Source organism: Streptomyces olindensis, from assembly GCF_040645895.1.
Classification (GTDB): Bacteria; Actinomycetota; Actinomycetes; order Streptomycetales; family Streptomycetaceae; genus Streptomyces; species Streptomyces olindensis.
On record NZ_JBEYZD010000028.1, the window covers coordinates 65,070 to 77,102 of the forward strand.

Genomic DNA, 12,033 nt, shown 5'->3' on the forward strand with positions numbered 1-12,033 from the left:
AAGGACACGGTCACGCCGACCGGCAGCGCACGTTGATCCGCCTCGCCGTGCTCGCCGTGTACGCGGCCGTGTCCGGAATCGCCGGAGCGGCCGTCGTGGGGCCGGTGTTCCACGCGCTCGACGGTCCTCCGGCCCCGCCTGGGCGGCCTCATGGCGAAACGAACGCCGGCGCGTCAACGCTCCCGCCGCGGAACCTGGTTGGTGGCGACCAGGTATCGCTGCCGTCTTCGAGTGATCTCGACGCACTCCGCACAGGTCAGGTCACCGGCCTGCGCCCAACCTGGTGCTGCGACTCTTCCTGCTCGCTTCCGTTCAACCCTGATCAGCTCCCGCTCGCTTCCGGCACATTCATTTGGAAAATGCCAAAGCGTTCACCTGGGCCGAGCACTTTCCGTAGTGTCGTGCTCACGTTCGCGGGAACGGCCGTGCAGGGGGAGGGGATCCGGCGTGCCCGGAATCGACGAAAGTCTGCTGGAAGCCATGCGGCTGCCCGGTGCGCGAGGCGCGTCGGTGGTCGACTGGATCAGTGGTCTCGCCCTGGGCGCGGTGGGTGACGCACCGGGCGGCGACCCGGAGGCGACGGCCGCGGAGACCGCCGAACTCGCCCGCCTCGCCACGGAGAGCGGCGCCCTCGCGCCGGCCGGCGGCGACGCGGGCGGGCCGTCCGGCAAGGAACCGCCCGTGCAGGACCTGATCATCACGAACACCGACTCGTACCACCTGCTGAGATTCGTCACCACGACCTTCGACAGCACGGTGTTCCTGCACCTGTGGCTCGACCGCGCGGACGGCAACCTGGCCCTCGCCCGCATCCGGCTCGCCGAGATGGCGGACAGACTGGTGCTCGGATGATCGCGCCGATGCTGACCGCACGCACGGACGAACCGGCCTCGGTCCTGCTCGGCACCCTCGCGGCCCAGGGCGCGAGCGGCGCCCTGTCCACCGAGTCGGGGATCGTCTACCTCGCGTCGGGACACGTCGTCCACGTCGAATCCGCCGTCACCCCCGACCTCGGCGACCTGCTCACCCACAGCGGAGCACTCGCCCCGGACGGCTGGTGGGCGGCGATCGACCAGGCCGGCCGCCGTTGCCGGGTCGGCAGACAACTCGTGGACAGCGGCCACCTCGCCGCCGGCGCACTCGAACTCTGCCACCTCGGCGCCCTCTTCGACGCGGCGTACTTCGTCCTCGCCCACGACGGACCGGCCCTCCGCTTCCGCCCCGGAGTCGCGCACTGGCTCGGCGCCGTCCGCTCCGTACCGGTGGACACCGTCCTGCGCGAGTCCCGACGCCGCCGCGAACTGCTGCACCGCATATGGCCCGAACCCGCCATCGACGTCGCTCCGCTCGCCCGCGTGCCGGGCGACCCCGTGGACCTGCCCGCCCGCCGCGGCCGGACCCTCGCCCAGGTCGACGGCGTCCGCACCGCCGCCCAGATCGCGACGGCCCTGGCCTGCCGCACCTTCCACACCCTCGTCGAACTCCGCCGTCTGGCCGCAGCCGGGCTGGTCGTCCCCGCAGACCCCGCCACCGCGTCCGCCGAGCCGGGCCCCGCCCCCCTGCCGGCGGCACCGGACGAGCCCGACACCGCACTGCTGCGACGGCTCCTGCACGCCTTGGAGGCACTGTGATCCGCGCGCGACGACAGCGTGCCGAAAGGAGACTGCTCATGGCCGTCGAGACCGACGTCCTGGACGAACTGCGCCGGCTCCGCACCCGCGTACCCGGGCTGACCGGCTCCCTCGCGGCCACCGTCGACGGACTGGTCCTCGCCCACGACGTACCTGAGGCCGAGCCGGAGGGACTCGCGGCGCTCACCGCCGCCGCCCTCGGCGTTGCGTACCGCATGACCGACGCCGCCGCCCGCGGCGACTTCCGCGAACTGCTCGTACGGGGCGCCGACGGCTACGTGGCGACCTACGCGGCCGGGACGACCGCCGTCCTCACCCTCCTGGCCGAGGACCGTGTCAACGTCGGCCGCCTCCACCTGGAGGGCCGCCGCGGCGGCGCCCGCATCGCCGACCTCGTGGCCACGCGCGTCGGCCCGGGCACCGGCCGCCACGCCGACCGGCCGACACCGACTCCCACCAGCACATCCACACCCACACCCACACCGACGCCGACGCCGAGGGCGACACCGGCAGCCGCACCCCCGTCCCCACCCGCACCCGCATCCCCACCCGCACCCGAAGAGCACATCGCCACGGCACCTCCGGCCACGGCCCGCCCCATCGGCACCCTCCCGGTACGCACCCCGCAGCGGCCCACCCACCCGCCGCGCCCGCAGACCGGCATCTGAGCCACCCGAACCTCCGGACCGACAGAAGAAACACCGAACGAAAGGAACCGACCGCATGGCCAACACGGAGACCGCCCTGAAGGAATGCCTGAGCTCCATCGACGGAGCCACGGCCGCCGCCCTCGTCGACTACACCAGCGGCATGGCCCTCGGCACCCTCGGCGGCAGCAAGGACTTCGACCTCGAAGTCGCCGCCGCCGGCAACACCGACGTCGTACGGGCCAAGCTGCGCACCATGGAACACCTGGGGCTGAAGGAGGAGATCGAGGACATCCTGATCACCCTGAACTCCCAGTACCACCTCATCCGCCTCCTCAAGGGGCGCGGGGGCAGCGGACTGTTCCTCTACCTCGTGCTGGACGGAAGCCGCGCCAACCTGGCCATGGCCCGCCACCAGCTCCGCCGGATCGAAGCCGACCTGGAGGTCTGAACCGGCACCACCGGACGGGAGCCCTCCGCGACGGACCCGGCGTGGAGGGCCCCGCCATGCCGGCCCGCCGGATCTACGGTGGATGCCATGACGGCACCCCTGGACGTGCTCGTGGTGGGCGCGGGCCCCACCGGACTCGCGCTCGCGACGCAACTGCGCGCCTACGGCACCCGCTTCCGGATCGTGGACCGCTCGCCGGACCGCGCCCGGGAGTCACGCGCCCCGGCCATCCAGCCCCGCACCCTGGAGCAACTCGCCGGCTTCGGCGTGACGGACGACCTCGTCGACCGGGGCAGTACGACCGTCCGGCTCCACCTGCACCTGTCGCGGCGCGTGCTCCGGGTGCCCTTGTTCGACGTCGGGTGCGACGACACGCCGTACCCCTTCCTGCTGTTCCTGCCGCAGTCGGAGACGGAGGCCGTGCTGACGGCTCGTCTGGCCGCACGGGACGTGGCGGTGGAGCGGAGCACGGAACTGGTGAGCGCCGAGCGGGACGGCGCGCACGTCACCTGCCGGCTGCGGCGCCGGGACGGCGGCCGGGAGACCCTGCGGGCCCGCTACGTCGTCGGCTGCGACGGCGCCCACAGCACCGTGCGCGCCCAGGCGGGCATCGCCTTCGAGGGGTACGCCTACCCGCAGACGTTCCTGCTGGCCGACCTGGAGGTCGACGGACTGGAGCCGGGCACCGCGCACACCTTCATGACCGGCTCCGGCCTGCTGTTCTTCTTCCCCCTCGGCACCCCGGCCACTTGGCGGATGATCGCCATGCGGCCGCCGGGAAGCGGGTCCGGCGACGTGACACCGGAGCTGCTCCAGCGGATCGCCGACGACTGGACCACCGACCGGCTGACCCTGCGCGACCCGGTCTGGATGACCTCCTTCCGCATCCACAACCGCGGCGCCACCCGCTACCGGAAGGGCCCGTTCTTCCTCGCCGGGGACGCGGCGCACATCCACAGCCCCGCCGGGGGCCAGGGCATGAACACCGGCATCCAGGACGCGCTCAACCTCGGCTGGAAACTCGCCCACGTCTGCCGCGGCGCCGCCCCGGAGGACCTGCTGGAGACCTACGAGACCGAACGCGCCCCGGTCGGCCACGGCGTACGGCGCCTCACCGACCGCGCGTTCACCGCGGGCACGAGCAGCCACCCTGCGCTGCGCCTGGCCCGCACCCACCTCGCCCCGCGCTTCGCCCCCCTGCTGTTGCGCACGACCGCCCCCCGCGCACGCCTGTTCCGTACGGTCTCCGAACTCGCCGTCCACTACCGCCGTGGCCCCCTCTCCACGACCGGGCCGCGCAAGCCGGGCCGCGGACCGCGGGCGGGGGACCGGCTCCCCGACGTCCCACGCGGCCTCCAGCAGCGCACCGCCGGCCCCGGCTACCACCTGCTGCTCACCGGCCCCTGGCCCGAGATCGCGCCCCCGCACGATCTGGTCGCCCTCCACCGACTCGGCGCACGAAGCCCGTGGCAGGGCACCGGCCACGCCCTCGTACGCCCCGACGGATACGTGGGCTACGCGGCAGGCGGCACCGACCTGACGGGGCTGCACACCTACCTCGACCGCTGGCTGCCGCGCCCCTAGGAGGGGAGCCCGCCCAGCCAATCGACCAGCAGCCGGTTGGTCTCGGCGGGACGCTCCTGCTGGAGGAAGTGGCCGCAGCCGTCGAGGATGTGGCACGCCGTCAGGCCGGGCAGCGTGGCCGGGTACGCCTCGATCGCGTCGGCGAGCCACGTCGTGGACGCGTCCAGGCCGCCGCCGAGGAACAGCGACGGCTGCGTGACGGGCGCGCCCGCGAAGTCCGCCAGGTCCTCCCAGTCGCGGTCCATGTTCCGGTAGCGGTTCAGGGCGCCGGTCATCCCCGTGCGCTCGAACTCCCCGGCGTAGACGTCGAGGTCGGTCTCGCTCAGCCAGTGGGGCAGCCGGCCGACGGGGAACCGGTCGCGCAACCGGCCGCCCCGCGTCACGAAATGCGGATCGCCCGCGGGCAGCGTGTCCGCGGGCATCGTGTCCGCGGACAGAGCCGCGTAGAAGCCCGCGATCCAGCCGCGCACGTCGGGCTCGATCTCCGCCTCGGCCCGGCCGGGCTCCTGGAAGTAGGAGACGTAGAACTCCTCGTCGCCGCCCATCCCCGCGAACACCTCACTCGGCCGGGGCCCGCCCGGTGGCGTGTAGGGCACGCTCAGCAGCCCCACCGCGCGGAACACGTCCGGGCGGACCAGCGCGGACGTCGCGGCGATGGTCGCACCCCAGTCGTGCCCGATGAGCACGGCGGACCGCTCGCCCAGTGCCTCCACCACGGCGACGTTGTCCGCCACCAACTCGAGGATCCGGTACGCCTCCACGTCCGCGGGCCGGGACGAGCGTCCGTAGCCCCGTACGTCGACGGCCACCGCGCGGTAACCGGCCGCGGCCAGGGCGGGCAGTTGGTGGCGCCACGCGTACCAGGACTCCGGGAATCCGTGCAGCAGGAGCACGAGCGGCCCGTCACCCTGTTCCACGAGGTGGGTGCGGCCGGCCGGTGAGGGCACGAGGCGGTGCGTGCGGTCGACGGCGGACGTCTGCGGCATGGATCCTCCCGCGAGGCGGAATCGGACACTCAGTCCACTGATCATCCGTCGCCCGCCGCGCCGCGCACCAAGCCTGTTGCCGGTTCGGCAAAAGGCTCAGCCGTGGAACGTGACGTACCCGTTGCCGTCCTTGTCGGAGCCGCTCTTGGTGTACGAGTGCACATCGGCCGGGCTGCCGGACGGCTTGTACACGTAGATCGTGTCCTTGTCGTTGTTCCACATGAAGTTGCAGTTGTCGCGGTAGACGACGTTGTTCCTGTCGGAGTCGGTGCCGTTGCCGCCGCGCAGCTTCACGTAGTCCCCGGGCTGCAGGGTGTGGTTCGCGGTGAAGGTGAACTTGTTCCCGGCGGCGTCCTTCACGACGTAGCCCTTGAGGTTCACCGTCGTCGACCGCGAGTAGTTCTTGATCTTCAAGTACTCCTCGTCGGTGTTCCCCGTGCGGCAGTTGTTGGAGTCACGGCCGGGGGCGTCGTACTGGACACCGCCGATCTTCAGTGCGGAGTTGTACTCGGCGGCCTGGGCCGGGGCCGCCGTCAGGGCGGTCAGGGCTCCGGCAGCGGCGGCCGTGGCGGCGACAAGGCGTATACGCATGGACGTTCGTCCCCCCTTGCATGGCCCTCTGGTGAAGGCGATGTGATGGTTCGGTGAAGCGTCTGGATCGTACACGGTTCAAGCACGCATAAGGGCGGGTCCGGTGACATTGCCACCGAACCCGCCCAGGGGTGTGTGTGAGATCAGGCGCCGCTGGCGCGGAGCATGTCCTCGCGCTCGACGATCTTCACGCGCTCGCGCCCCTCGGGCTCGCCGAGGGCCTTCTCCGCGGCGTCCAGCCGGTACCAGCCGTCCCACGTGGTGAAGCGGATGTCGCGCTCGGCGAGGAACGCGTCCACGGCCTCCGGCGCGGGAGTCGAAGGCGTGTGCAGCCGGCCGTTCGCGTAGTCGTCCAGCAGGTTCGACACCGTCTCGTTGGCGTCGCCCTTGGTGTGGCCGATCAGACCGACCGGCCCGCGCCGGATCCAGCCGGTGACGTAGGTGGACTGCAGGTGCTCGCCGGACTCCTGCATGACCCGCCCGCCCTCGTCCGGGACGGTGCCCGAGTCGATGTCCCAGGGCAGCTTGGGGAGTTTGTCGGACAGGTAGCCCACCGCGCGGTACACCGCGGTGACGTCCCACGTCTTGAACGTGCTGGTGCCCTTGACGTTCCCGGTGCCGTCGAGTTCCGTGCGCTCGGTGCGCAGGCCGACGACCTTGCCGTCCTCGCCGAGGACCTCGACCGGCGACTCGAAGAAGTGCAGGAAGAGCTTGTGCGGGCGGTCGCCGACGTCGCGGATCGCCCAGTTCTCCAGGGTCTTGGCGACCATGTCGGCCTGCTTGTTGCCGCGCCGGGTGGCGATCGAGCCCTCGTCGTAGTCGATGTCCTCGGGGTCGACGATGACCTCGATGTTGGGGGAGTGGTCCAGCTCCCGCAGCTCCATCGGGCTGAACTTCGCCTGCGCCGGGCCCCGGCGGCCGAACACGTGGATCTCCTTGGCCCGGTTGGCCTTCAGGCCCTCGTACACGTTCGGCGGGATCTCCGTCGGCAGCAGCTCGTCCGCCGTCTTGGCCAGCACGCGCGCGATGTCGAGCGCGACGTTGCCGACGCCGAGCACGGCGACCTTCTCCGCCTCCAGCGGCCAGGTGCGCGGCACGTCCGGGTGACCGTCGTACCAGGACACGAAGTCGGCGGCGCCGTAGGAGCCGTCGAGGTCGATGCCCGGGATGGACAGCGCCCGGTCGGCCGTCGCGCCGGTGGCGAAGATCACGCCGTCGTAGAACGCGCGCAGGTCGTCCAGGCCGATGTCGGTGCCGTAGTCCACGTTGCCGAAGAGCCGGATCTGGGGCTTGTCGAGCACCTGGTGCAGGGCCGTGATGATGCCCTTGATCCGCGGGTGGTCGGGGGCGACGCCGTACCGGATCAGTCCGAACGGCGCCGGCATGCGCTCGAAGATGTCGATGGACACGCCGGGTTCGGAGGCCACCTCGGACTTGAGCAGGGCGTCGGCGGCGTAGATCCCGGCGGGGCCGGATCCGACGATGGCTACCCGCAGGGGGCGGGGCATGGTCAGGTTCCCTTCGAGCGGCGACAAGCGATCTCGACGGGAAGCCTAAACTAAGGCAAGCCTAAGTCGGTATGCGGGTCCGGTCTATGAGCTCATAAGGCTACTTTATGGGCGGGTGTCCGGCCTGTCGGGGCACCCTCGCACACCCACCTCGGGAACCCGACCGCGGGCATCGGCGAACAGCAGTCGACCATGCCCCGTGACATCGGAGGAACCCTATGGACCTGACAGGCGACCGGCCGTACCCGAGAGCCGACCGGTGACCGCACTCCCGAGCGTCGGAGCACGCCACGCCCCCGGCCGGTGCGAGGAGCCCGACGCCTCGGTGATCGAGCGGTCCCGGGAGGACCCCGACGCGTTCGCGGTGCTCTTCGACCGCTACGCCGACGACATCCACCGGTACATCGCGCGGCGGCTCGGCACCGAGGCGGCCGACGACCTGATGGCCGAGACCTTCGTGACGGCCTTCCAGCAGCGCCGCCGCTACGACCTGTCGCGCTCGCCGGCCCGCCCCTGGCTGTACGGCATCGCCACCAACCTCGTCGGCCGGCACCGGCGCGCCGAGGCCCGCAGACTGCGCGCCCTGTCCCGCGTCGCCGCCCAGGCGCCGGGCGAACGGAGCGGCGACACCGAACCGTTGGCGGACCGGGTCGCCGCCCGGGTCAGCGCCGAGGGCTCGCGCGCCGCCCTGGCCGGCGCCCTCGCCGCGCTGCCCGCCCGCCACCGCGATGTGCTGCTGGTGATCGCCTGGGGCGACCTCGACTACGCCGAGGCCGCCCAGGCCCTCGGCATCCCGGTGGGCACCGTCCGCTCCCGGCTGCACCGGGCCCGGAAGAAGCTGCGCGAAGCACTGGGCGGATCGGACCCCACCGCCCCGCACGACGACACGGACGAGACCGGCGCGGCCGGCGAGACGGAAAGGACTGCTCGTGGATGACCTCACCGCGGTGCGCGACCTGGAGACCGACGTGCCCCCGCTGACCGACCGGGCCCGCGACGACGCCCGAGCCCGCCTGCTGCGGGCCGTCGACCGCGAGACCCGCCCGCACGGTGCCGGAGCCTTCACCCGCAGGCTCGCGCTGCGCACCGCGATCGCCGCGACGGCCACCGCGGCCGTCGCGACCGGCGCCGCCGTCCTGAGGGCCGACGGCGAGGAACGGGACGCCGGGGAACCGCAGTTGGCCGGCGCGGCGCAGCTCCTGCACCGGGCCGCCGAGCGGTCGCGCGCCGACAGCGCGCACCTGCCGGTCCCGCGCAACGACCAGTACCTCTACACCAAGGAGATCTCCACCCGTACCTTCCTCAAGGGCGGCAGGACCCAGCGGTTCACCGACGAGAGCTGGCTGTCGGTCGACGGCTCCAGGCCCTCCCGGTACAGCTACTACGGCCGGATCCTCGACGAACCTCCCCTGGGCGAGCACGAGGTGCGCTGGCCCCCCACCGAGTACGCCAAGCTCAAGAAGTGGCCCACGGACCCCGACAAGCTCCTGGACGTCCTCAGCCTGCGCGACCCGGGAAGCCCGGAAGCCGCCCAGGACGCATACCTGAACGCCTGTCTGCTCCTGCGCGGCCCCCGCGTGATGCCGCCCGGCCTCCAGGCCGCCGCCTTCGAGGCCGTCGCGAAGCTGCCCGGCATCAGGCTGGACCACGACGCGGTGGACGCGCTCGGACGCCGCGGCGTCGCTGTCTCGTACCCCGGCCTGAGCTTCGCCTTCATCTTCGATCCGAAGACCTACGCCTACCTCGGTCTGCGGCAGGAGGGCTCCAAGGGCGGCCGGTGGGTGGACGGCGAGCTGCGGGGCGGTCAGAAGTACACGGAGGTCAAGGGACTGGTCGCGGTGGGGGTGGTGGACCGGATCGGACAGCGGCCCCGGGCGGACGCGGCCCGGTGACCGCTCACGGCAGGGGCTGCTCCGCCCAGATCACCTTCCCCGCGGGCAGATAACGCGTCCCCCAGCGTTCCGCGAGCTGCGCGACGAGGAACAGCCCCCGCCCGCCCTCGTCCGTCATGGTCGCGTACCGCAGGTGCGGAGAGGTGCTGCTGCTGTCGAACACCTCGCAGATCAGGTTGCGATCGCGCAGCACCCGCACGCGGATGGGCCCGTCCCCGTACCGGAGCGCGTTGGTGACCAGCTCGCTCAGGATGAGCTCCGTGGTGAACGTCAGCTCGTCCAGCCCCCACTCGGCCAGCTGCCGGCTGACCGCCGCCCGCACCTCGCCCACGGCCGCCGGGTCGGCCGGCACCGGCCACTCGGCGACCCGGCCGTCGGCGAGCGCCCGGGTGCGCGCGACGATCAGCGCGATGTCGTCGCTGGAGCGGGCCGTGAGCTGTGAGTCCAGCACGGTCCGGCAGGTGTCCTCGGGGGAGGCGCCGGACCGGCTCAGGGCCTGGCGCAGCATCTCCAGGCCGACGTCGATGTCCCGCTCCCGGTCCTCGACCAGCCCGTCGGTGTAGAGGACGAGCCGGCTGCCCTCGGCCAGCTCCAGCTCGGCCGTCTCGAACGGCAGACCGCCGAGGCCGAGCGGGGGCCCGGCCGGCACCTCGGGGAACTCGACGTGGCCGTCGGGGTGGATCAGGGCCGGCGGCGGATGCCCGGCCCGCGCGACGGTGCACCGCCGGGAGACCGGGTCGTAGACGGCGTACAGACAGGTCGCGCCGGTGACCGGGGCGCTGCCCTCCGCCTCCGTCTCGTCCTGGTCGATGCGGCCGACCAACTCGTCCAGCAGGGCGATGAGTTCCTCGGGCGGCAGGTCGAGCGCGGAGAAGTTGTGCACCGCGGTGCGCAGCCGCCCCATCGTGGCCGCGGCGTGCAGACCGTGGCCGACGACGTCGCCGACCACGAGCGCGACCCGGGCTCCCGACAGCGGCAGCACGTCGAACCAGTCGCCGCCCACGCCGGCCTGCGCGGGCAGATAGCGGTAGGCGATCTCCAGCGCGCCCTGCTCGGGCAGGTTCCTCGGCAGCAGGCTGCGCTGGAGCGTCACCGCCATGCTGTGCTCGCGCGTGTAGCGGCGCGCGTTGTCGATGGAGACGGCGGCCCGCGCGACCAGCTCCTCGGCCAGGGCCAGCTCGTCCTCGTCGAACGGCTCCGGCTTCTCGAAGCGCCAGAAGCTGACCACGCCAAGCACCAGGGCGCCGGCCCGCAGCGGCACGGTGATCAGGGAGTGGATGCCGTAGTCGACGATCTGCGCCGAGCGTTCGAGGTCCTGCGCCTGCCAGCCGGGGGCCTTGCTCAGCCGGGGTTCCAGGACGGGCCGGCCGGTGGCGAGGCTGCGGCCCTGCGGGGAGGACTCGACGAACCTGATCCGCTCGCCGACGGCGTACAGCGGGGCGTCCTTGCGGATCCCGCCGAGCGCCGTGCGGCTCAGCGCGGCCGCCGCGTCGGGCTGCCCGCCGCCCAGCACCGCGTCGAACAGGTCCACGGTGGCGAAGTCGGCGAACCGGGGCACGGCCAGCTCGGTCAGCTCCTCGGCCGTGCGGGTCACGTCCAGGCTCGTCCCGATGCCCACGCCGGCGTCATACAGCATGTTGAGCCGTTCCCGCGCGGTCTCGGCCCGGCCCGAGAGGGCACGCAGCTCGGTGGAGTCGCGCAGCGTGGCGACACTGCCGGGCGGGCCGCCCGCGTGGTCCGTGGTCCGCTGGTTGACGGCCAGGAGCCGGTCCCCGACGAGGTGCACCTCGTCCGTGGCCACGCGTCCGGAGGCCAGCAGGTCGGCGGTGCCCGGGTCGAGGCCCAGGCTGAGGACGTGCCGGCCCTCGGCGTCGGCGGGCAGCCCGAGCAGCCGGTGCGCCTCGTCGTTGGCGAGGAGCAGCGTGCCGCCGTCGTCGAGGATGAGGACGCCCTCGCGGACGGCGTGCAGCACGGCGTCGTGGTGTTCGTACATCCGGGTCATCTCGTGCGGGCCGAGGCCGTGCGTCTGCCGCAGCAGGCGCCTGCTCACCAGCGCGGCGCCCGCCGTCGCCAGGGCGAGCGCCGCCGCGGCGGCGGAGAGCAGGAGCGGCAGCTGCTCGTCGGCGGTCCCGCCGACTTTCGCCGTCGTGATCCCCGCCGACACCAGGCCCACGACCCGCCCGTCCGGGTCCTTCACCGGCACCACGGCCTGTACGAGGGGGCCGATGGTGCCCTCGATCTCCTCGGTGACCGCCTTTCCGGCCAGCGCCGGCGCGATCGTCCCGACGAAGCGCTTGCCGATGCGGTCCGTCTTGGGGTGGGTGTAGCGGATGCCGTCGGTGTTCATGACGACGACGAAGTCGACCTCCGACCGTTCGCGGGCGGCCTCCGCCCGCGGCTGCAGCACGGCCGTGGGGTCGGGGCCGCGCAGCGCCTCGACGGTGCCCGGCGCGTTGGCGAAGGTCTCCGCGACGGCGAGCGAACGGTTGCGGGCCTCCAGCGTCGTGTCGTGCCGCACCTGCAGCACCAGCGCCACCACGGCCGCCACGACCAGCAGCAGGACGATCACCACGACCAGCAGGAACACCTGTCCGGCGACGCTGCGTCCGCCCAGCGTCGACCGCAGCCCCGCCACCGGATGCCACCGCGACGGGCCCGCCTCCCGCCGCTGCCGTGCGGACGGCGCAGCGCCGGGCCGCAGGGGCGATCGAGTCCCGGATCGACCCAAGAGTCGGACCATGTG

The 12,033-nt window shown here is 72.8% G+C and carries 11 protein-coding genes; 7 read left to right on the forward strand and 4 right to left on the reverse strand.

The genetic code is table 11. The features are described 5' to 3' along the window. Positions 1 to 447 precede the first annotated feature (447 nt). The 5 genes from ABZ948_RS19790 to ABZ948_RS19810 all read left to right on the forward strand — a co-directional run bounded on the left by ABZ948_RS19790 (position 448) and on the right by ABZ948_RS19810 (position 4,313). Complete coding sequence (locus ABZ948_RS19790; protein WP_114257150.1) at positions 448 to 852, forward strand: hypothetical protein; 405 nt, start codon at positions 448 to 450, stop codon at positions 850 to 852. 8 nt (positions 853 to 860) lie between these two features. After that, positions 861 to 1,631 (forward strand): hypothetical protein, encoded by a 771-nt coding sequence (locus tag ABZ948_RS19795; protein ID WP_359761218.1) that lies wholly within the window; start codon positions 861 to 863, stop codon positions 1,629 to 1,631. A 38-nt stretch (positions 1,632 to 1,669) separates the two neighbouring features. Continuing rightward, complete coding sequence (locus ABZ948_RS19800; protein ID WP_359761220.1) at positions 1,670 to 2,299, forward strand: roadblock/LC7 domain-containing protein; 630 nt, start codon at positions 1,670 to 1,672, stop codon at positions 2,297 to 2,299. Between the two features lie 55 nt (positions 2,300 to 2,354). Further along, positions 2,355 to 2,729, forward strand: coding sequence for a roadblock/LC7 domain-containing protein (locus ABZ948_RS19805; RefSeq protein WP_190200016.1), 375 nt, complete (start codon positions 2,355 to 2,357; stop codon positions 2,727 to 2,729). An 87-nt stretch (positions 2,730 to 2,816) separates the two neighbouring features. Continuing rightward, on the forward strand, positions 2,817 to 4,313 hold the full coding sequence (locus ABZ948_RS19810; RefSeq protein ID WP_359761222.1) for an FAD-dependent monooxygenase: 1,497 nt from the start codon (positions 2,817 to 2,819) through the stop codon (positions 4,311 to 4,313). On the opposite strand, the gene ABZ948_RS19815 is transcribed toward ABZ948_RS19810, so the two are convergent. The 3 genes from ABZ948_RS19815 to ABZ948_RS19825 all read right to left on the reverse strand — a co-directional run bounded on the left by ABZ948_RS19815 (position 4,310) and on the right by ABZ948_RS19825 (position 7,398). Further along, on the reverse strand, positions 4,310 to 5,299 hold the full coding sequence (locus ABZ948_RS19815; protein ID WP_359761224.1) for an alpha/beta fold hydrolase: 990 nt from the start codon (positions 5,297 to 5,299) through the stop codon (positions 4,310 to 4,312). The two genes, ABZ948_RS19810 and ABZ948_RS19815, sit on opposite strands and share 4 nt — an antisense overlap. Positions 5,300 to 5,395: 96 nt before the next feature. After that, positions 5,396 to 5,890: a lamin tail domain-containing protein gene (locus ABZ948_RS19820; RefSeq protein WP_359761226.1), complete on the reverse strand. Its 495-nt coding sequence runs from the start codon at positions 5,888 to 5,890 to the stop codon at positions 5,396 to 5,398. Positions 5,891 to 6,033: 143 nt separating this feature from the next. After that, complete coding sequence (locus tag ABZ948_RS19825; RefSeq protein WP_359761228.1) at positions 6,034 to 7,398, reverse strand: FAD-dependent oxidoreductase; 1,365 nt, start codon at positions 7,396 to 7,398, stop codon at positions 6,034 to 6,036. A 259-nt stretch (positions 7,399 to 7,657) separates the two neighbouring features. Here ABZ948_RS19825 and ABZ948_RS19830 point away from each other — a divergent pair, with 259 nt between their 5' ends. After that, on the forward strand, positions 7,658 to 8,335 hold the full coding sequence (locus tag ABZ948_RS19830; protein WP_359761230.1) for an RNA polymerase sigma factor: 678 nt from the start codon (positions 7,658 to 7,660) through the stop codon (positions 8,333 to 8,335). Next, positions 8,328 to 9,290: a CU044_5270 family protein gene (locus ABZ948_RS19835; protein WP_359761232.1), complete on the forward strand. Its 963-nt coding sequence runs from the start codon at positions 8,328 to 8,330 to the stop codon at positions 9,288 to 9,290. The genes ABZ948_RS19830 and ABZ948_RS19835 overlap by 8 nt, the downstream gene beginning before the upstream one ends. Before the next feature lie 4 nt (positions 9,291 to 9,294). Here the strand turns inward: ABZ948_RS19835 and ABZ948_RS19840 are convergent, their stop codons facing one another. Then, positions 9,295 to 12,030, reverse strand: coding sequence for a SpoIIE family protein phosphatase (locus ABZ948_RS19840; RefSeq protein ID WP_359761234.1), 2,736 nt, complete (start codon positions 12,028 to 12,030; stop codon positions 9,295 to 9,297). Positions 12,031 to 12,033: the final 3 nt, after the last annotated feature.

Bases quoted from the DNA above. Each gene is read 5' to 3' on its own strand.
- ABZ948_RS19810 (WP_359761222.1), top strand. From the start codon at position 2,817: ATGACGGCACCCCTGGACGTGCTCGTGGTGGGCGCGGGCCCCACCGGA.
- ABZ948_RS19825 (WP_359761228.1), bottom strand. From the start codon at position 7,398: ATGCCCCGCCCCCTGCGGGTAGCCATCGTCGGATCCGGCCCCGCCGGG.
- ABZ948_RS19800 (WP_359761220.1), top strand. From the start codon at position 1,670: ATGGCCGTCGAGACCGACGTCCTGGACGAACTGCGCCGGCTCCGCACC.
- ABZ948_RS19815 (WP_359761224.1), bottom strand. From the start codon at position 5,299: ATGCCGCAGACGTCCGCCGTCGACCGCACGCACCGCCTCGTGCCCTCA.
- ABZ948_RS19840 (WP_359761234.1), bottom strand. From the start codon at position 12,030: ATGGTCCGACTCTTGGGTCGATCCGGGACTCGATCGCCCCTGCGGCCC.
- ABZ948_RS19795 (WP_359761218.1), top strand. From the start codon at position 861: ATGCTGACCGCACGCACGGACGAACCGGCCTCGGTCCTGCTCGGCACC.
- ABZ948_RS19805 (WP_190200016.1), top strand. From the start codon at position 2,355: ATGGCCAACACGGAGACCGCCCTGAAGGAATGCCTGAGCTCCATCGAC.
- ABZ948_RS19820 (WP_359761226.1), bottom strand. From the start codon at position 5,890: ATGCGTATACGCCTTGTCGCCGCCACGGCCGCCGCTGCCGGAGCCCTG.